Here is an 18,844-nt window from a genome sequence, read left to right on the forward strand (position 1 = left end):
CGGGGGTGCGCATGTCCGAGTTGCGGTTCACTCCGGCCGATGTCGCCGGCGTGCGGTTCGGCGTGTCGCCGGCCAACGAGACGGTCATGAGCATGTGGGCGCTCGCCGACCCGGCCCGCTACCCGGTGCACCTGCGGTGGATCGACAGCGCCCGGACGACGTTGCGCCGCCCGGAGGTGGCCGAGCGGGTCCGTCCGCTCGTCGAGTTGACCCGGCCGCGGCGCTGGCTGCCCGACTTCCTCACCCCGGCGGCCCGGCTCGGGGCGGAGATGGACGGCCAGCTCGACCAGATCGCGTCGACGCCGCCCGACGTGGTGGTCCGGGACCTGCTGGCCACCACCCCGAGGCGGCCGCTGAACCCGTTCGGGCGGGCGTTGCTCGCCGATCCGGCCGGGCTGCTGCCGCAGCTCGTCGAGGCGGTACGGGTCTGGTACGACGAGGCGATCGCCGCCGACTGGCCACGGATGCGGGCACTGCTCGACGCCGACGTCGCGTACCGGGCGGCCCAGCTGGCCGAGGGCGGCGCCGGGCAGCTGTTCGAGCGGATCCATCCCAGCCTGCGGTGGCTCGGTGACCGCGTGGTCAGCGACGACCCGTTCGAGCGGGACTTCGACCTGCGCGGGCGGGGCCTGGCGCTGAACCCGAGCGTGTTCACCGACCGGCGGGTGCTGTGGAACCTGCTGGAGGACTCGCTCCCCGCCGGGGCGTACCCGGTGCGGGCGGTCGGGACGCTGTGGGAACGCGGACCCGAACCGGCCGGCGACGCGCTGGCCCGGGTGGTCGGCGGCGGTCGGGCCGCGTTGCTGCGCCTGCTCGACGCGGCGACGACCACCACGGACCTCGCCCGGCTCACCGGGCTGTCCGCCGGGAACGTCTCCCAGCACCTCTCCGCGCTGCACGCCGCCGGTCTCGTCACCCGGCACCGGGCCGGGCGGCACGTGCTCTACCGCAACACCGAGGTCGGTGCCGCGTTGCTCCGCGCGGCCCGGGGCGGCTGAGCGGGACGGGTCACGGCGTGCCCGGGCTCGGGGCGTCCCGGCCCACCGGCTCGCCCTCGGTCACCGCGCCGGCCAGCTCGACGGTGCCCGGCGCGGCGCCCGGCTCGCCGGTCAGCGTCAGGGTGCCGAACCCGGCCCGTACCGCCGCCGGGGTGCCGTCCGCCCGGAAGCAGTAGATGCCCACGTCCAGCGGCGCGTTCAGCGACGCCGAGGTGCTGTCGACCGTGTAGCACGGGCCGTCGGTGCCGGGCAGCGACTCGGCGGGGGAGACCGCGAGCGGCGCACGCCTGTCGGTGAGCACCTCCAGCCAGTCGGTGAACGGGTGCTGCACGCGGGGGTCGAGCCGGCGCGGCACCGCGTCGTCGGCGTCGCCGAGGCGGACGCAGGTCGCCGCCCGGGCCCAGCCGGCCGAGGGCAGCGCGCACTGGAACAGCCCGTCGGAGGTGGCGGCCAGCGAGACGTCCACGGTGCCGGCGTGCCCCCAGCCGGGCACGTCGACCCGCCAGCTCCCGTCGTTCGCGCTGGTGACCGACACCGTGCGGGGCGTGCCCTCGGCGGGCGCGAACGCGTACGTGGCGGTGAGGTGCCGGTCCTGCGCGGCGGCGGCCAGCCCGGCCAGTTCCTCGCGGGCGGCGTCGACCTGCACCGGGACCGGGTCGGCGGTGCCGGTGGGCGCCGCCTCGGGGTGGGCGCCGCCGCAGGCGGCCAGCAATGCCGGCAGGGTGAGCGCGAGCACGCCGGTCAGCCGGCGGGCCGCACGTCGATGAGCGTGCACCGGGTCATTCTGCGTCGTGAGGGCGGTCGCGGTCAGCCCACCGTACGGCTGTACCGCTTGGCGTGTCGCGTAGTCCCCGGCTCGTGAGCCGCCCCACGCCCGGGCCGGATGGTGGGATCACCCGGCCCGGCGTCGCGGCCCGCCCGATAGGCTGAGGCGGTCTGACACGCGCCGCCGGACCGAGAAACCCGGCGGCGTCGGCACGCTCAGGGTCGTCGCTGGGAGGGAGTGCACGTCGTGGCACTCGTGGTGCAGAAGTACGGCGGGTCCTCCGTCGCCAACGCCGAGCGGATCAAGCGGGTGGCCGAGCGCATCGTGGCCGCGCGCAAGGCCGGCGACGACGTGGTGGTGGTGGTGTCCGCGATGGGCGACACCACCGACGAGCTGCTCGACCTGGCCAACCAGGTCAGCCCGCTGCCGCCGGGCCGCGAGCTGGACATGCTGCTCACCGCCGGGGAGCGGATCTCCATGGCGCTGCTCGCCATGGCCATCCACAACCTGGGGTACGAGGCCCGCTCGTTCACCGGTTCGCAGGCGGGCGTGATCACGACCTCGGTGCACGGCCGGGCCCGGATCATCGACGTGACCCCGGGGCGCCTCAAGGGCGCGCTGGACGAGGGCGCGGTGGTCATCGTGGCCGGCTTCCAGGGCGTCTCGCAGGACACCAAGGACGTGACCACGCTCGGCCGGGGCGGCTCGGACACCACAGCCGTCGCGCTCGCCGCCGCGCTGGAGGCGGACGTCTGCGAGATCTACACCGACGTGGACGGCATCTTCTCGGCCGACCCGCGGATCGTGCCGAACGCCCGGCACATCAAGCAGATCACCTACGAGGAGATGCTGGAACTGGCGGCCTGCGGCGCGAAGGTGCTGCATCTGCGCAGCGTCGAGTACGCGCGGCGCGCGGGCTTGCCGATCCACGTCCGTTCGTCATACTCGACCAACACCGGCACGATGGTCACCGGATCGATGGAGGACCTTCCCGTGGAACAGGCACTGATCACCGGGGTCGCCCACGACCGCAGCGAGGCGAAGATCACGATCGTCGGCGTGCCCGACGAGCCGGGCGCCGCGGCGTCGATCTTCGACACCGTGGCCGGCGCGGAGATCAACATCGACATGATCGTGCAGAACGTGTCCACCGAGGGCACCGGCCGCACGGACATCTCGTTCACGCTGCCCAAGGCCGACGGCCCGACCGCGATGACCGCGCTCAGCAAGATCCAGGAGACGGTCAAGTTCAAGGGCCTGCTGTACGACGACCACGTCGGCAAGGTCTCGCTGATCGGCGCGGGCATGCGCTCGCACCCGGGTGTGGCGGCCGGCTTCTTCGCCGCCCTCGGCGCGGCCGGCGTGAACATCGAGATGATCTCCACCTCGGAGATCCGGGTCTCCGTGGTCTGCCGGGACACCGACCTGGACAAGGCGGTCCGCGCCATCCACGACGCCTTCGAGCTGGGTGGTGACACCGAAGCCGTCGTCTACGCCGGCACCGGGCGGTAACGCGCCGTGGCGTCGCTGCCCACCCTCGCCGTGGTCGGGGCGACAGGTGCCGTCGGTACGGTGATGTGCCAGATCCTCTCCTCCCGGCGCAACGTGTGGGGCGAGATCCGGCTGCTCGCCTCGGAGCGGTCGGCCGGCCGGCGCGTGCAGTGCCGGGGCGAGGAGCTGACCGTCCAGGCGCTCACCGCCGACGCGCTCGACGGCGTCGACGTGGCGATGTTCGACGTACCGGACGAGGTCTCCGCGCAGTGGGCCCCGGTCGCCGCCGCGCGCGGCGCTGTGGTGGTGGACAACTCCGGCGCGTTCCGGATGGACCGCGACGTGCCGCTCGTGGTGCCCGAGATCAACCCCGAGCAGGTACGCAACCGGCCCAAGGGCATCATCGCCAACGCCAACTGCACCACGCTGGCGATGATCGTGGCGGTCGCGCCACTGCACCGCGAGTACGGCCTGCGCGAGCTGGTGCTCGCGTCGTACCAGGCGGTCTCCGGGGCGGGTCAGGCCGGCGTGGACGCGCTGCACCTCCAGCTCGGCAAGATCGCCGGGGATCGGGTGCTCGGTTCCCGCGCCGGTGACGTGCGCCAGGCGGTGGGCGACGAGCTGGGTCCGTTCCCGGCGCCGCTGGCGCTCAACGTCGTGCCGTGGGCGGGGTCGCTGGCCGACGGCGGCTGGTCCTCCGAGGAGATGAAGCTGCGCAACGAGTCGCGCAAGATCCTCGGACTGCCCGACCTCAAGGTCTCCGCCACCTGCGTACGGGTGCCGGTGGTGACCGGTCACTCGGTCGCCGTGCACGCGGTCTTCGCCACCGAGGTGGCCGCCGAGGGCGCCCGTGAGGTGCTGCGCAACGCGCCCGGCGTGATCCTGGTCGACGACCCGGCGGCCGGGGAGTTCCCGATGCCGATCGACGCGGTCGGCACCGACCCGTCGTGGGTGGGCCGGATCCGCCGCGCGGTCGACGACCCCCGCGCCCTGGACCTCTTCGTCACGGGCGACAACCTCCGCAAGGGCGCCGCCCTCAACACGGCCCAGATAGCCGAACTCCTGGCCAAGGACCTGACCCGCCCCTAACCCGGCCCCGCGCCCTCGCGCCGCGCGCTCGCCTGCCGCCCTCCTTCTGGCGTCGATCTTGCACTTCCGGCCCCGAACGTGGGGCATTTGCACCTTTCGCCGGGGCAAGAAGTGCAAGATCGCGGGAGCGGGAGCGGGAGCGGGAGCGGGAGCGGGAGCGGGAGCGGGAGCGGGGAGGGGTTAGGCGGCGGAGAGGTGGACGCCGTCTCGGCCGTGGCGCTTGACCGCGTACAGGGCCTGGTCGGCTCGGTGCAGGGTGCGTTCGGGGGACTCGCCGGGTCTGGGCAGGGCCACGCCGACGCTGATCGTCCGGCCGGTACGGCGGGCCGCCTCGGTGAGCCGTTCGGCGATCCGGACCGCCTCCTCCGGGCGGCTCACCTCGATCACCGCCACGAACTCGTCGCCGCCGGTCCGGTACAACTCGTCGCCCTGGCGCAGCGCGCCTTCGAGCGCCCGGGCCAGCCCCACCAGCAGCCGGTCGCCGGCCTGGTGGCCGTACGTGTCGTTGACGTCCTTGAACCCGTCCACGTCGATCGCCAGCAGCGCGGTACGCCCCGGCGTGGCGGTGGCGATCCGCTTCCCGAACGGGCCGGTGTGCCGCAGCCCGGTGAGCGGGTCGGAACTGGCCTGCTCGCGGAGCCGGGCGAGCGTACGCAACCGGTCCAGGCAGGTCCACGCCTGCCCGGCGAGCAGCTCGATCAGGTTGACAGTGGTCGGGTCGGGACGCAGGCGCTGCTCGTCGGCGACCAGCAGCACGCCACCGGCGGCCGGTGTGCCGACCGGCACCGCCACCAGCGTGCGCGCGCCGGCCCGGGTCAGCGGCAGGTACTCCTCGGTGGGCGGGTGGCCCGCCTCGCCCAGCGTGTACGCCGAGCCGTACCGGTGGGCCCGGTCGATCATGCGGTCGAGCGCGGCCGGTCCGGCCTCGTCCAGCTCGGCCCGGATCCTCGCCTCCAAGTCGCCAGGTGTGCCGGTGGGCGCACCGAGGCGCGGGCCCTGCCGGCCGGTGAGCACCAGCACCGCGGCGGAGAGCGCCGACACGTCCCGGGCCGCGGCGAGCGCGGCGGTCATCAGGTCCCAGTCGGTCGGCGCGGCGGTGAACGCGGCGGCGTGCCGGAGCAGCTTCTCGCTGCGGCTCTCGGCCGGTGGCCCGCCCAGCGCGGCGATCCGCCCGCCGAGGCGGTCGGCCACCAGCTCGGCGGTCTCCCGCCACTCCGCGAGCACGACCGGCTCGCTCCACTGGAGGTCGAGCACCCCGATCGGACGGCCGTCCGGGTCGCGTACCGGCACGCAGAGCTCGGCGGTGACGTCCGGGCGGACCTCGAGGTAGTCGGGGTCGGCGCTGACGTCGGGCACGGCGGCGGTGATGCCGGAGGCGTAGACCCGCCGCACCACCGACGGTTCGGGCCGGTGGCGACCCGGCGGGGTGCCGTCGGCGGTGGCCGGTACGTGCGAGAAGACCTGCCAGGCGCCGGTGGCGGCGGCGCAGCGCAGGCGGTCGTGGACGCGGAGCAGGACGGTGGCGGTCGCCGGCGTGTGCCGGGCGAGCGCGGCGACGGTCCACTGGCACGCCTCCGGGACGGTTGACGCCGTGGGGAGGCGCACCGTGACGTCGCGGAGAACTCGCTCGTGATCCACGTCGTTCCTGCTCGGAGGGGGGTCGGGTCGCGATCAAGGGTACTCAGCGCGACCGCCGCCGACCTTCGTACACATGTGCTATCCACAGGCTGTGGACGCAGCCTGTGGGCGGAATCGGGCCTGCGCGAGGAGGGCGTGCGGCGATAGCGTGAGGGCCCGGGCACCCGAGGAGGCCGCCGATGCTCATCGCCCAGCTCAGCGACCCGCATGTGGCCACCGGCCCGCTCGCGGCCGATCCGGCGTCCGGGCTGCACCGGGCGCTCGGCGCGGTGCTCGCCCTGCGCCCTCGGCCCGACTGCGTGGTGATCACCGGTGACCTGACCGCCAACGGGCGCCCCGACGAATACCTCGCGCTGCGCGAGATCGTCGGCGCGTTCCCGCTGCCGGTGCACCTGGCGACGGGCAACCACGACGACCGCGAGTCGCTGCTCGACACGTTCGGCGGCACCCCCTACCTGGCCGGTGGCTTCTCGGCGCACTACCACGTCGACCTGCCGGACGCGACGCTCGTGGTGCTCGACTCGCTCACCCCGGGCGGCACCGGCGGCCGGCTCGGCGACGAGCAGCTCGCCTGGCTGGACGGGGTGCTCGCCGGGCGTACCGACGTGCCCGCCGTCGTGTGCCTGCACCATCCGCCGGTCGCGGTGGGCGTATCCGGCATGGACGCCGTCGGGCTCGCCGACGCCGAAGGGCTCGCCGCCGTGGTCGGCCGGCACCCCCATGTCGTACGCGTCACCGCGGGGCACCTGCACCGCCAGGTGACCAGCGCGTTCGCCGGTACGGTGCTGACCGTCGCGCCGAGCACCTGGATCCAGGTGAGCCTGGCCATGACCGACGAGGAGGAACTCGGCTTCGTCGCCGAGCCGACCGCCTTCCTGCTCCACCTGATCGCCGACGGCGGCTGCGTGACGCACACCGTCCAGGTCAGCCACGCCGCCGGGCGCACCTGCTGGTTCTGACGCCGATGCTCTGGTATGTCGCGTACGGGTCCAATCTGCACGCCGCACGGCTCGACTGGTATCTGCGTGGCGGGTGTCCACCCGGCGGGCTGCGCACGTACCCCGGCTGCCGGGACCGCCGGCCACCGCGCCGGACGGTCCCGGTGCTGATCCCCGGCGGCGTCTACTTCGCCGGGGAGTCGCGGGCCTGGACCGGCGGCATGGCGTTCTACGACCCGCTGCTGCCCGGCCGGGCGGCGGCGCGCGGCTACCTGGTGACCGTCGAGCAGTTCGCGGACATCGCCGCGCAGGAGATGTACCGGCCGCTCGGCGCCGACCTGGCCGGCATCCGCGTGGCGGCCGAGACCGGCCGGGCGAGGCTCGGGCCGGGCCGCTACGAGACGCTGCTGCGCGTCGGTGTCCACGAGGGCCTGCCGATGCTCACGTTCACCGCGCCGCACCGGGCGGTGGAGGTGCCCTGGACCCGGCCCGCCCCGGTCTACCTCGGCCTGCTGGCGCGCGGGCTGCGCGAGGCGCACGGATGGGACGCCGCGCGCACCGTCGGCTACCTGGCGGGCCGGCCGGGGGTCGCCGGGCGGTGGACCCGGTCCGCGTTGCGCGGGCTCGTCGGCGCCGCCTACAGCGGACCGCCGGACCGGCCCTCCGGGGCGTCAGTCGAGTTCGGACAGTTTGCTCGATATGCCGGGCCGTCGGAGATGAACGACCGTTCGGTCGGCAATGGGTGTCCGGCAGGAGGTGATTCGGGCGAAGACGGTTGCCAGTGCAAGGATTTCCGCGTGACATGAGCGTCGGCGCCGGCTCCCTGTCCCTGGGAGCCGGCGCCTTCGACTACGGCCGGCGCCGACAGCGTGCGCCGCGCGGAATTTCATCTGACCGTCATGTCCGACTCGTCCGGCAGACCGGCACCCGCCGTCGAAGACAGCGACGATTCCTGATGCCGCCCCGTTCGACCTGGCGGCCGGTGGATGAGAAGCTACCCCGGCGGGGTGGCGTTCCCCCGAGTACCGCTCTCCGCGATCGACACCTGTCACGGCACGGATCAGGGTCGCCGGGCGAACCATCGTCCGGACGCCACATACCTGCATCTCACGAGGAGTTCCATGTCCGTCACCGGGATGCGACGCCGGGCCGCCGTCGGCCTGGCCGCACTCGCCGCGACCGCGTTCACCGCGGTCGCCGTCACCCCCGACCAGGCCGAGGCCCGCCCGAAGCCGGTCGACGTCCAGTTGCTCGCGCTCAACGACTTCCACGGCAACCTGGAGCCGCCGAGCGGGTCCAGCGGCACCATCGACGGTCAGCCGGCCGGTGGTGCGGAATACCTGGCCAGCCACCTGAAGTCGATGCGCGCCGCCGCGAAGCAGCAGGGCAAGGGCACCGTCACCGTCGCCGCCGGTGACCTGATCGGCGCCTCGCCGCTGCTGTCCGCCGCGTTCCACGACGAGCCCACCATCGAGGAGATGAACCTCGCCGGGCTGGAGTTCGCGAGCGTCGGCAACCACGAGTTCGACGAGGGCGCGGCCGAGCTGCTGCGCATGCAGCGCGGCGGCTGCCACCCGGTGGACGGCTGCGCCGACGGCACCCCGTTCGGTGGCGCCAAGTTCACGTACCTCTCGGCGAACGCGTTCAAGACCTCCACCGGCCTGCCGCTGATGCAGCCGTTCGGCATCAAGATCGTCAAGGGTGTCCCGATCGGTTTCATCGGGATGACCCTGGAGGGCACCCCGAACATCGTCAGCCAGCAGGGCGTCGCCGGCCTGCGGTTCACCGACGAGGCCGACACCGCCAACAAGTACGCCAAGATCCTGCGCCTGCTCGGGGTCAAGAGCATCGTCGTGCTGCTGCACGAGGGTGGCGTGCAGAACGGCGGCGGCATCAACGACTGCACCGGGTTCAGCGGCCCGATCGTCGACATCGCCAACCGGATGGACCCGTCCATCGACGTGATCGTCAGCGGGCACACCCACGCCGCGTACAACTGCAACATCAACGGCAAGCTGGTCACCAGCGCCAGCTCGTTCGGCCGCCTGGTCACCCAGATCGACCTGAAGATCGACCCACGTACCCGCGACGTGGTGAGCGCGTCCGCGAACAACGTGGTGGTCACCCGGGACGTGAAGCCGGACCAGCCCTCGACCGACCTGATCAACAGGTACAAGACCGCGCTCGGCCCGGTGGCCGACCGGGTGGTCGGCGAGACCACCGCCGCGATCACCAAGACCCAGGAGAACCTGTACCAGACCGGGGTCGACGTCAACGGCAAGCCGACGTACCAGACCGGTGAGTCGCCGCTGGGCAACCTGATCGCCGACGCCCAGCTCGCCGCCACCGACACCGAGCAGAACGCGGTCGCCGCGTTCATGAACCCCGGTGGCGTACGCGCCGACCTCGACGCCGGCCCGGTCACCTACGCCGAGGCGTTCACCGTGCAGCCGTTCGCCAACAACCTGGTGACGCTCGACCTGACCGGCGCGCAGCTCTACTGCATGCTGGAGCAGCAGTTCACAGTGGCGCGTGTGCTCTACGCGTCCTCGACCGTCAACTACGTCGTGGACGTCAACGGCACCACCGCGCCGGCCGGCACGCCGTGCGCGGGCACCCGGGTGGTCCGGGGCAGCCTGACCATCAACGGCGCCCCGGTGGCGGACACCGCCACCTACCGGGTCACCGTGAACAACTTCCTCGCCGGTGGCGGCGACGGCTTCAGCGTCCTGACCGGCGGCACCAACGCGGTGACCGGCCAGATCGACCTGGACGCCTTCACCGCGTACCTGACCGAGAAGTCGCCGGTCTCCCCGCCGGCGCTGGACCGGATCCGCACGACCACCGAGGTCGCGGCCGGCTGACGGCCGACCGCACCGCCGACGGGCCCCGGAGCGTTCGCTCCGGGGCCCGTTCGCGTGTCAGGCTGCGCGCTTCGTCGCAGGCCGCCGGCTTCGTGTCAGGTCGCCCGCGCGGGCTCGGGCTCCGGCGTCGCGGCGGCCGTCGGACGGCCGTCCTGCGCGGCGGTGAGCAGCGGACGCAGCGACAGCGCGAGCAGCGAGGCGGCCAGGCAGCCGCCCACCACCACCGCCACCCAGACCCGCCCGTCGGCCGCACCGATCAGCGGGCCGGCGGTGACCGGACCGACCACGCCGCTGATCCCGAAGATCATCGAACTCATGGCGTTGTACCGGCCGCGCAACTCGTCCGTGGCCAGCGCGTTCGTGAGCGCCGGCATGACCGGCGACAGCATCGTCTCGCCGAACCCGAAGATCGCCGAGCAGGCCACCACGCCGAGCGCCGCGAGCACCGCGTTGCCGCCGCCCACCACGCCCGCCGCGCCGAGCACCAGCCACGCGCCGGCGAAGACCGCGCCGACTGTGGCGAGTGCCCGGGTGCGGCTGCGTCCCTCCAGCCGCCGGATCACCAGCAACTGCGAGAGCACGATCATGACGGTGTTCGCGGCGAGCGCCCACGCCACCACCCGGGGCGTCACCTCCACCACCCGGACCGAGTACGCCGCGAAGCCCACCTCGATCTGCGCGTACCCGCAGGTGGTGAGCACCAGGCCGAAGAGGACCAGGCGGCGGAACGGCCGGTCCCGCAGCACCGTCAGGTAGCCGCCGGTGCTCCGGCCGGCGGACTTCGCATCCGCGGCCACCGCCGGCCGGCGCCCGACCCGCGGCAGGCTCAGCAGGATCAGCGCCGGGATCAGGTAGCTCACCGCGTCCAGCAGGTAGATCACCTCGAAGGTGAACGGACGGGCCACGTCGACCACCGCGCCGGAGATCAGACCGCCCGTGCCGATACCGAGGTTGAGCAGCGCGAAGTTGAGCCCGAAGACGCGTTGCCGCTCGCCGTCGTCGGTCAGCGACGCCAGGATCGTGTTCTGCCCGGCCCAGATCGCCGAGCTGCCCACGGCGACAAGCGTCATCACGCCGAACGCCGACGCGGTCGAGTCGACGAGCGCCAGCGAGCCGGTGCCGATCGCCTCGATCACCAGGCAGGGCAGCACCACCCGGCGTGCACCGAACCGGTCGATGAACGTGCCGGCCAGCGGCGAGAGCGCCAGCGTGACAGCGCCGAACCAGCCGATCACCAGACCGGCCCGGGTGTCGGTCAGGCCGCGTACGTCGGTGAGGTAGATGAACAGGAACGGCAGGGTGAGGCCGCGCCCGACGGCGGAGAAGAGCGTGCCGAGCAGGATCCGGCGGGCTTCGGGACGGGCGGGCAGGGCGCGGCGCAGCATGGCAGGGATTCTGTTCGGCGGGTACGACGACCGCGACCCGTTTACTCCTTACACCCGCCGTCGCCGGGCCGGAAGGTGAGCGAGCACACGTGCTCTGCCATGCTGACCCGGTGACGACGACCTGGCGGCACCTGCCCGCACCGGCCCGCGAGATCGCCGAGACGGCCACCGACGCGGTGGGCGCCGCGCAGGCCCGCGACACCGAGGCGTACGCCCCGGCCGTCGAGCGGCTGGCCGCCGCCGACCGGGCCGGGCTGGTGCTGGGCGGCGTGGTCCGGCTGCTGCTGGAGGAGGGGCACCCGGACGGGCTGGACGGCGACGACGTACGGCAGGTGCTGGAACAGTGCGTCAGGTCGGCGGCGCCGTGGTGGCCCGACGTCGACCCGCACGTGTTGCTGGTGCTGCTGGCCGGCGCGCTCGGCGTCTACGACCCCGGCGACGACGACAGCCCGCCCGACCCGGCGGCGGTCGCCCGGCACGCGCCGCTGCTCGTGGCCGATCTGCTCGCGGTCACCGGACGGCCGTTCGCCGGTTACCTGACCGCCGCGTTCGCCGAGGTGGCGCGCACGGAGACGCACGACTGACGGTTCTGTCGACCCTCCTCTTCGGCGGGCTTGATCACGGCCTGGCCTGTTCACGGCCTGGCGGCTGCCGGCTTACGGGCTGGCGGCCAGGAAGACGAACGCGGCGAGCAGGACCAGGTGCACCCCGCCCTGGAGCACAGTCGCCCGGCCCGGCACGACGGTGAGCACCGCTGTCACGGCGGTCAGCGCCAGCAGCGTCATCTGGGTGCCGCCCAGGCCCAGCACCAGCGGCCCGTCCAGCCAGATCGAGGCGATCGCGATGGCCGGGATGGTCAGGCCGATGCTGGCCATGGCCGAGCCGAGCGCGAGATTGAGGCTGATCTGCACCCGGTCCCGCCGGGCCGCCCGGGCGGCGGCGAGCGTCTCCGGCAGCAGCACCAGCAGCGCGATGACCACGCCGACGAACGCCTGCGGCAGGTTGGCCGCGCTGACCGCCGTCTCGATCGCCGGGGAGATCGTCTTCGCGTCACCGACCACCGCTACCAGCGCCACCACCAGCAGGGCCAGGCTGGCCAGCGCGGTACGCGTGGACGGCGGCTCGGCGTGCCCGTCTCCGGTCTTGTCCTCGGCGAGGATGCTGCCCTCCTGGGTCACCGGGAGGAAGTAGTCGCGGTGCCGACCGGTCTGCACCATCACGAACAGCAGGTAGAGCGCCAGCGAGGCGACCGCCGCGAAGGCGAGCTGCGCGGGGGAGAACTCCGGCCCCGGCCGGCTGGTGGTGAACGTCGGCACCACCATGCTGAGCGTGGCCAGCGTCGCCACTGTGGCGAGCGCCCCGCCGGTGCCCTCCGGATTGAACACCGCGACCTTTCGCCGCAGCGCGCCGAGCAGCAGCGACAGGCCGAGGATGCCGTTGCAGGTGATCATGACGGCGGCGAAGACGGTGTCCCGCGCCAGCGCCTGCGTCTTGTCGCCGCCGCTGATCATCAGCGTGACGATCAGACCGACTTCGATCACGGTGACAGCCACCGCGAGCACGAGTGACCCGTACGGCTCACCGACCTTGTGCGCGACCACCTCGGCGTGGTGCACAGCGGCGAGCACAGCCGCCGCGAGCAGGGCCGCCACCACGAAGATGAGCGGGCCGGGCAGCTCCCGTCCCCAGGTCATCACGAGCACGAGCACGGCGACCAGGGGCGCGACGGTGGTCCAATCGGTGAGTCGGGATCGGATCATCGGCGGCATAGGCATACTTTGCCAGGAGGCACCGTCAACCGCGCGTGGCGGGGTGGCTTCGGGCAGTCCTGTCGATCTATCCGGCCGAGGCCGGTTGCTCCAGGTGGGCGGGCAGGTCACGGAGGTTCGTGATCATGTTTCCGGCCGTCAACTCCTGCTGCGCTTCCGCATACGTGTCCAGCAAGGCACCGCGACACGTCAGGACAGGGGCCAATACCTTCGCCGCCTACGGCATCCAGCAAACCAGAACCAAACCAGACGTCGAACAACAACGCCGGGGCGCTGGCTAGGTCCTTGCTTGATTTACTCCACTGTGATAGAAATTCATCCATGCGGATGCTTTAGGCATCGCCGTTCGTTACACAGCCTGTCGTCTATTTCTAACTCGGGGGAGACTGTCGTGCAGGTCCGAAGTGTTTTAACTGCCCTAGCCGTTATGGTTACTGTTTCGGCGATCGGTATGGCACCCGCTCATGCCGAGTCGAGTAGCAGAGTCGATGACAACTCCTTTGCGAGCCAGGCGCGGGCTGGCAAACTCTCGGAACGGCAGGCGGAAGCTCTCCAGGGCCGGGTTGACGTGTACCTTCAGAAGACTGGCGGGAAGCAGATCTCGCTCAACGAGATCAAGCTCGATAATGGCGTTCTCAGGGTCGCCGTCCCTGGTGAGGCCCACCCGAGGGACTTCGTCAACGCCCCGACAAGCGTAGCGCTTGCCGATCGGTGTTTGGATGGCCAGAACAACGGCTGGTTCTGCGCGTACAGTTCCACCGGCTTCCAGGGCGATACGCTTCAATGGTACACCTGCGGAACGTACAACATGCCCTGGACTGGTTACGGCTCCTGGCGTAACAATCAAACCAGCGGCACGGTTGCCAAATTTATAAACGCTTCCGGAAGTGTAATCTACTCGACGCCCGGCGCCTACTCCAGTAGCCTCAGCTACGTCTGGACGCCCGTCTATAAGGTCAAGCCCTGCTAATCCGCTGGCTATGCGCTAGCTGGTGCAGCGCTGCTACCGCTCGCCTCCAAGGGTGAGCGGTAGTTGCGCTTGCCCGGATAAACCTTTGCGCAATCCCGGTTTGTCACCCTTACCTGGCTAGACCCGACGATGGATTCCCAGTGCGTTCAGTTTCAGGACTCTGCGAGCAGGGGCGACCCACACCTCATGGAGCTGACCAGGGCCAGGGGGACAAGGTGGAGAGTCCTACTCTGGGCCATGAGACGGTGGGGCAGGTGAGTGCGTCGGTGGCGCTGCACCCGTTCTGTTCGCAGCGGCGGCGCTATTGCTCGTGCACAGCGAAGATGCGGTTCATCCTGTCGTGCTCGTTGCGCTGATCGTGGTCGGGTCAACGCCGACGGCGGGCGCGAGGTCCTCGACCCCGATGTCGCTTCCGACTGGCGTTTCTGCGCAGCCTGACCGCCCGCGACCCTGTACGGCGTCCGCCTGGTCATCTCCGACGCTCACGCCGCCCTCGTCGCCGCTATCGGCGCGGCCCTGCCCGGGGCGTCGTGGCAGCGGTGCCGAACCACTACCTGCGCAATCTGCTGACCAAGGCGCCATGTCGGCGCAGCCGTGGATCGCTACCCTGGTCCGCGCGATCTTCGACCAGCCCGATTGTCGCGAAGCAGCGATCATCTGCCAGGACGAATCAAGGCCCCTCCGTGGAGGGGCCTTGACCTTTACTTACCTCTGGTCGGGGTGGCCGGATTCGAACCGACGACCTCTTCGTCCCGAACGAAGCGCGCTACCAAGCTGCGCCACACCCCGAGGCGTGCCGACAAATAGTAGCCCACCCGCCCCCACGGTCAAACTCGGTACCCCCCGCCCCGCACCCCCGGCGGATCTTGGTACGGATCGGCCCCCGGAGGGGCGGGCGCGTACCAAGATCTGAAGGGCGGGGCGGGGGCGGGCGGGGGAACTGTCAGCGGGGGATCAGCGTCAGGATGCTGGCCTCCGGGGGGCAGGCGAAGCGAACCGGGGCGGTGGGGTGGGTGCCGAGGCCGGCGGAGACGTGCAGCCAGGAGTCCGAGCCGGGCCAGCGGTGCAGTCCGCGCGCCATCGAGCGGGGCAGCCCGCAGTTGGTCACCAGGGCGCCGTACCCGGGCACGCAGACCTGGCCGCCGTGGGTGTGTCCGGCGAGCAGCAGGCCGAAGCCGTCGGCCGCCATCCGGTCCAGCACCACGGGCTCGGGGGAGTGGGACACCGCGATCGACAGCGCCGCGTCGCCGCTGACCGGGCCGGCCACGGCGTCGTAGTCGTCCCGTTCGATGTGCGGATCGTCGACGCCGACGAGTTCGATCTCCCGCCCGCCGGCCTTGAGCGTGGTGCGGGCGTTGTTCAGGTCGGCCCAGCCCGCGCCGGTGAGGATGTCGCGCAGCTCCTCGTACGGCAGCGGCACGCCCTCGGTGTACTCCCGGTCGGGCAGGAAGTAGGTGAAGGGGTTCTTGAAGACCGGCCCGGTGTAGTCGTTGGAGCCGAAGACGAACGCGCCGGGCAGGTCGAGCAGCGGTTGCAGGGCGCGCAGCACGCCCGGCACGGACTCCGGGTGCGCCATGTTGTCGCCGGTGACCACCACCAGGTCGGGGTCGAGCGCGGCCAGCGAGGCCACCCAGTCCTGCTTGCGTCGCTGGTCGGGCGTCATGTGCAGGTCGGACAGGTGCAGTACCCGCAGCGGTTCGGCGTCGGTCGGGAGGACCGGTACGTCGTACCGGCGGAGGGTGAACATGTTGCGCTCGATGAGCGACGCGTACGCCAGGGTGGCCGCACCGGCGGCGACGGTTCCGGCCGCGAGCCGGAATAGTGTGCGCTTTCGCATGGCGTTCAGGGTAGTTTCACCGTCCATGAGCACGCTGAAGGACCGTCTCACCGCCGACATGCGCGCCGCTCTCAAGGCGCGCGACGAGCTGACCACCTCCACGCTGCGGATGGCCCTGGCCGCCGTGGGCAACGCCGAGGTCGCCGGCCGGGAAAAGCGCGAGCTCAGCGACGACGAGGTGCTCGCCGTGCTGACCAAGGAGGCGAAGAAGCGCCGGGAGGCGGCGGTGGCGTTCGCCGACGCCGGGCGCGCCGAGCAGGCCGGCAAGGAGACCGCCGAGGGTGAGGTGCTGGAGCGCTACCTGCCCAGGCAGCTCCCCGACGAGGAGCTGGCCGAGCTGGTCTCGGGGGCGCTCGCCGCGGGTGGCTTCACCGGCAAGGCGCAGATGGGCCCGGCCATGAAGGCCGCCCAGGCCGCGGTGGCCGGCCGGGCCGAGGGTGGCCGGGTGGCCGCCGAGGTACGCCGCCAGCTCGGCCTCTGAGCCGGCGCTCCCGTAGTGCGGAAAGGACGACGGCCACCTCCCGTAGGAGGTGGCCGTCGCTGTCTGCTGTCTGGAATCAGTTCCCGGGTCGTCCCGGTCGGCCGTTACCTGGTCCGCCCGGGCCACCCGGCCGGTCCGGCGTCGCGCCGCCGCCCTGCTCCGGGGTGGTGCCCTTGCCGGAGCTGACCTCGATCATCACCACGCCGCCCTTGATGGTGCGCCCGTCCGGGCTGGTGCCGGCCGCGGTGCCGGCCGGGCACTCCGACGCCACCTTGTTGCTGGAGACCACCGGCTCGAAGCCGGCGCCCTTCAGCCGGGACTTCGCGGTCTCGATGGACTCGCACTTCACACCCGGGATGGAGCGCTGGTCGCCCAGGACGATCTTGCCGCTGGGCGGCGTGAAGTTCTTCCGCTCCTTGCCCCTCATGGCGTCGCGCAGCGTCTGGTAGACCGCCGGGTTGATGCCGGTGGGCACGTCGTGACCCATCTTCTGGGTGGTCTGCGGCCAGTCCGGGTCGGCCATGATGCCGGCCACCGCGTACTGCTTGGTCATCGCGACCAGCGCCGAGGTCTTCTCCGAGTCGGTGGTGCCGGACTTGCCGGCCACCGGAGCGTCGACGATGCCACGGACGTTGCCGGCGGTGGGGGTGCCGCACTTGGTGGTGGAGGAGCGGTCACCGACCGGGCAGCGGGCGGCGTCCACGGCGGCGCGGGCCACCTCGGTGCTGATCCGCTGCTCGCAGCGCGGGTTGGCGACGTCCAGCTTGTCGCCGTCCGGGCCACGGATCTCCTGCACCGGGATCGGCTCGCAGTACTTGCCGTCGGCGGCCAGCGTGGCGTACGCGTTCGCCAGCTCCAGCGGCGTGGTCTGGGAGACGCCGAGGCTGAACGCGCCCCACTGGTGCGGGTTGGCGGCGAGCTGCGCGTCGCTCGACGAGCGGAACGAGATGCCGAGCTTCTGTGCCGCCTTCACCACGTTCTCCGCGCCGACCCGCTGCTGCAGGTCGATGAAGAACGTGTTGACCGAGAAGCCGAAGCCGCTCCACATGTTGTGCATGCCGGCCATCGCGGGGTTGGCGTTCTTCGGGCAGTACTTGTTGGTGCCCGGGCAGGCGGCGGGCGAGTTGAACTCGACCGGGTAGTCGGACTTGAAGACCGGCCCCGCGTTGATGGGGTAGCTGAGCGGGTAGCCCTTCTCCAGCGCCGCCACCAGCGTGAAGATCTTGAAGGTCGAGCCGGCCTGGTAGCCGGCGATGCCGGGACCACCAGTGACCAGCGGGTTCACCGTGTTGGGGTAGTTACCCCGGATCTTCTTCTTGGCCTTCTTCGGGTCGCTGGAGATCTTGTTCTGCGGGTCGGCCGGGTCGTCGAGCTTGAAGTTCCGGTTCACCGCCACGGCGCGGACCCGGCCGGTGCCCGGCTCGATGGCGGCCACCATGCGGGCCGCCTTGCTGCTCTCGCCGAGCTTGTTGCGGACTGCCTTGTCGGCGCCCTTCTGGGCCTGGACGTCCAGCGTGGAGATGATGGTGTAGCCGCCGCTCTTGAGCCGCCGCTCACGGTCGTACGAGGTGGCGCCGAACGTCTCCTGCTGGAGCCACCAGCGGTAGAGGTAGTCGCAGAAGAAGCCCCACGAGCGGGTGGTGGTCTGGGTGCAGCCGTTCGGGGTGCGCTTGCCCTTGACCACGAGCTTGATCTTCTTGGCGGCGTCGGCCTCCTGCTGGGTGATCGCGCCGATCTGCACCATGTTCTGGATGACGTAGTCGCGCCGGCCGGCCGCCTCCGGGTAGCCCGACTTGGTGGTCGGGTCGAACGAGGTGGGGGCCTTCACCATGCCGGCGAGCATCGCCGACTCCTGGATGTCGAGCTTGCTCGGCGGCTTGTTGAAGTAGACCTGGCTGGCCGCCCAGATGCCGTACGCGCCGTTGCCGAACGCGGCGATGTTCAGGTAGCGCCGGAGGATCTCGTCCTTGGAGAGTTCCTTGTCGACCTGGAGCGCCAGGCTCATCTCGCGCAGCTTGCGGCCGCTGGTGTCCTCGGTCGCGGCGACGACGTCGGCCGGGTGGGTGGCCGAGTAGGAGATGGCCAGCCGGACGTACTGCATGGTGAGCGTTGACGCGCCCTGCCGGGAGGAGCCGGCGGCCTGGTTGTTGACGAAGGCGCGCGCCACACCGTTGATGTCCACGCCGTTGTGCTTGTAGAAGTCGTGGTCCTCGGCCGCGATGATGGCCTGCCTCATGTACGGCGAGATGTCCTCGAACTTGACGTCCTTGCGGTTCTCGTCGTACATCGTGGCCAGCACGGTCTTGCCGTCGGACGCGAGCAGCTTGGTGATCTGCGGGGCGCGGGCGACTGTCAGCTCCTTGGGCAGCGCCTCGAACGTCTCCGCACCCGCCTTGGCGGCCAGTCCGGACATCGCCGCCACGGGGAAGGCCGCCGCGGCGACCACCACTCCGGCCAGTAGGCCGCAGATCAGCAGCGATGCGGCGTTGGTCAGCACGTTGTGGTCACGTTTCCGCATCCAGGTCACCTCGACAGGGTACGCGAGCAGGGAACGGCGGGCGCGCGGGGAACTTTCCCCATTTCCTGCACGCGCCGGCCTCGTTGTGCTAAACGCACGA

The 18,844-nt window shown here is 71.6% G+C and carries 15 protein-coding genes, 1 tRNA gene and 1 pseudogene; 10 read left to right on the forward strand and 7 right to left on the reverse strand.

The features are described from left to right. The first annotated feature begins 11 nt into the window (after positions 1 to 11). Entirely contained in the window at positions 12 to 998 is a 987-nt protein-coding gene (locus ACGFIA_RS12695) for an ArsR family transcriptional regulator (RefSeq protein ID WP_393259911.1), read from the forward strand. A gap of 10 nt (positions 999 to 1,008) precedes the next feature. On the opposite strand, the gene ACGFIA_RS12700 is transcribed toward ACGFIA_RS12695, so the two are convergent. After that, positions 1,009 to 1,773 (reverse strand): hypothetical protein, encoded by a 765-nt coding sequence (locus tag ACGFIA_RS12700; RefSeq protein WP_393259914.1) that lies wholly within the window; start codon positions 1,771 to 1,773, stop codon positions 1,009 to 1,011. Positions 1,774 to 2,010: 237 nt separating this feature from the next. On the opposite strand from ACGFIA_RS12700, the gene ACGFIA_RS12705 reads away from it, so the two are divergent. Both ACGFIA_RS12705 and ACGFIA_RS12710 read left to right on the forward strand, forming a co-directional pair. Next, entirely contained in the window at positions 2,011 to 3,276 is a 1,266-nt protein-coding gene (locus ACGFIA_RS12705) for an aspartate kinase (protein ID WP_357385345.1), read from the forward strand. Positions 3,277 to 3,282: 6 nt separating this feature from the next. Next, complete coding sequence (locus ACGFIA_RS12710; protein ID WP_393259917.1) at positions 3,283 to 4,344, forward strand: aspartate-semialdehyde dehydrogenase; 1,062 nt, start codon at positions 3,283 to 3,285, stop codon at positions 4,342 to 4,344. A gap of 180 nt (positions 4,345 to 4,524) precedes the next feature. Here ACGFIA_RS12710 and ACGFIA_RS12715 read toward each other — a convergent pair whose 3' ends face one another. After that, positions 4,525 to 5,982 (reverse strand): diguanylate cyclase, encoded by a 1,458-nt coding sequence (locus ACGFIA_RS12715; protein WP_393259920.1) that lies wholly within the window; start codon positions 5,980 to 5,982, stop codon positions 4,525 to 4,527. Positions 5,983 to 6,161: 179 nt separating this feature from the next. Between ACGFIA_RS12715 and ACGFIA_RS12720 the strand changes: the two genes are divergently transcribed. The 3 genes from ACGFIA_RS12720 (at position 6,162) to ACGFIA_RS12730 (ending at position 9,784) form a co-directional block, all read left to right on the forward strand. After that, the gene (locus ACGFIA_RS12720; protein WP_393259923.1) at positions 6,162 to 6,941 is read left to right on the forward strand and encodes a phosphodiesterase; all 780 of its coding nucleotides are present in this window, start codon (positions 6,162 to 6,164) and stop codon (positions 6,939 to 6,941) included. A gap of 5 nt (positions 6,942 to 6,946) precedes the next feature. Further along, positions 6,947 to 7,726 (forward strand): histone deacetylase, encoded by a 780-nt coding sequence (locus ACGFIA_RS12725; RefSeq protein WP_393259925.1) that lies wholly within the window; start codon positions 6,947 to 6,949, stop codon positions 7,724 to 7,726. A 315-nt stretch (positions 7,727 to 8,041) separates the two neighbouring features. Next, positions 8,042 to 9,784 carry a bifunctional metallophosphatase/5'-nucleotidase gene (locus ACGFIA_RS12730; protein ID WP_357468717.1) on the forward strand — a complete coding sequence of 581 codons (1,743 nt, stop codon included), beginning with the start codon at positions 8,042 to 8,044 and terminating at the stop codon, positions 9,782 to 9,784. 95 nt (positions 9,785 to 9,879) lie between these two features. Here ACGFIA_RS12730 and ACGFIA_RS12735 read toward each other — a convergent pair whose 3' ends face one another. After that, positions 9,880 to 11,169, reverse strand: coding sequence for an MFS transporter (locus tag ACGFIA_RS12735; protein ID WP_357385357.1), 1,290 nt, complete (start codon positions 11,167 to 11,169; stop codon positions 9,880 to 9,882). Between the two features lie 110 nt (positions 11,170 to 11,279). Between ACGFIA_RS12735 and ACGFIA_RS12740 the strand changes: the two genes are divergently transcribed. Continuing rightward, entirely contained in the window at positions 11,280 to 11,753 is a 474-nt protein-coding gene (locus tag ACGFIA_RS12740) for a hypothetical protein (protein ID WP_357479312.1), read from the forward strand. Positions 11,754 to 11,825: 72 nt separating this feature from the next. On the opposite strand, the gene ACGFIA_RS12745 is transcribed toward ACGFIA_RS12740, so the two are convergent. Next, positions 11,826 to 12,929 (reverse strand): ionic transporter y4hA, encoded by a 1,104-nt coding sequence (locus tag ACGFIA_RS12745; RefSeq protein WP_357468723.1) that lies wholly within the window; start codon positions 12,927 to 12,929, stop codon positions 11,826 to 11,828. Between the two features lie 400 nt (positions 12,930 to 13,329). Here ACGFIA_RS12745 and ACGFIA_RS12750 point away from each other — a divergent pair, with 400 nt between their 5' ends. Continuing rightward, positions 13,330 to 13,908 (forward strand): hypothetical protein, encoded by a 579-nt coding sequence (locus ACGFIA_RS12750; protein WP_393259930.1) that lies wholly within the window; start codon positions 13,330 to 13,332, stop codon positions 13,906 to 13,908. A gap of 456 nt (positions 13,909 to 14,364) precedes the next feature. After that, positions 14,365 to 14,454, forward strand: a pseudogene (locus ACGFIA_RS12755) (transposase); the annotation flags it as partial. A 166-nt stretch (positions 14,455 to 14,620) separates the two neighbouring features. On the opposite strand, the gene ACGFIA_RS12760 reads toward ACGFIA_RS12755, so the two are convergent. Together ACGFIA_RS12760 and ACGFIA_RS12765 are read right to left on the reverse strand one after the other, a co-directional pair. Next, a tRNA-Pro gene (locus tag ACGFIA_RS12760) sits at positions 14,621 to 14,697 on the reverse strand. Positions 14,698 to 14,851: 154 nt separating this feature from the next. Continuing rightward, entirely contained in the window at positions 14,852 to 15,745 is an 894-nt protein-coding gene (locus ACGFIA_RS12765; RefSeq protein ID WP_393259932.1) for a metallophosphoesterase, read from the reverse strand. A gap of 25 nt (positions 15,746 to 15,770) precedes the next feature. Between ACGFIA_RS12765 and ACGFIA_RS12770 the strand changes: the two genes are divergently transcribed. Then, positions 15,771 to 16,226, forward strand: a complete 456-nt coding sequence (locus tag ACGFIA_RS12770) for a GatB/YqeY domain-containing protein (protein WP_357385383.1) — start codon at positions 15,771 to 15,773, stop codon at positions 16,224 to 16,226. Positions 16,227 to 16,302: 76 nt separating this feature from the next. On the opposite strand, the gene ACGFIA_RS12775 is transcribed toward ACGFIA_RS12770, so the two are convergent. Beyond that, positions 16,303 to 18,744, reverse strand: a complete 2,442-nt coding sequence (locus ACGFIA_RS12775; RefSeq protein WP_357468731.1) for a transglycosylase domain-containing protein — start codon at positions 18,742 to 18,744, stop codon at positions 16,303 to 16,305. Positions 18,745 to 18,844 lie beyond the last annotated feature (100 nt).

Source organism: Micromonospora sp. NPDC049203 (assembly GCF_043197215.1).
In the GTDB taxonomy this organism is placed as follows: Bacteria; Actinomycetota; Actinomycetes; order Mycobacteriales; family Micromonosporaceae; genus Micromonospora.

Excerpts from the sequence above, each read along its gene's own strand:
- ACGFIA_RS12695 (WP_393259911.1), top strand. The coding sequence starts at position 12 with ATGTCCGAGTTGCGGTTCACTCCGGCCGATGTCGCCGGCGTGCGGTTC.
- ACGFIA_RS12720 (WP_393259923.1), top strand. The coding sequence starts at position 6,162 with ATGCTCATCGCCCAGCTCAGCGACCCGCATGTGGCCACCGGCCCGCTC.
- ACGFIA_RS12725 (WP_393259925.1), top strand. The coding sequence starts at position 6,947 with ATGCTCTGGTATGTCGCGTACGGGTCCAATCTGCACGCCGCACGGCTC.
- ACGFIA_RS12730 (WP_357468717.1), top strand. The coding sequence starts at position 8,042 with ATGTCCGTCACCGGGATGCGACGCCGGGCCGCCGTCGGCCTGGCCGCA.
- ACGFIA_RS12735 (WP_357385357.1), bottom strand. The coding sequence starts at position 11,169 with ATGCTGCGCCGCGCCCTGCCCGCCCGTCCCGAAGCCCGCCGGATCCTG.
- ACGFIA_RS12745 (WP_357468723.1), bottom strand. The coding sequence starts at position 12,929 with ATGATCCGATCCCGACTCACCGATTGGACCACCGTCGCGCCCCTGGTC.
- ACGFIA_RS12765 (WP_393259932.1), bottom strand. The coding sequence starts at position 15,745 with ATGCGAAAGCGCACACTATTCCGGCTCGCGGCCGGAACCGTCGCCGCC.
- ACGFIA_RS12770 (WP_357385383.1), top strand. The coding sequence starts at position 15,771 with ATGAGCACGCTGAAGGACCGTCTCACCGCCGACATGCGCGCCGCTCTC.
- ACGFIA_RS12775 (WP_357468731.1), bottom strand. The coding sequence starts at position 18,744 with ATGCGGAAACGTGACCACAACGTGCTGACCAACGCCGCATCGCTGCTG.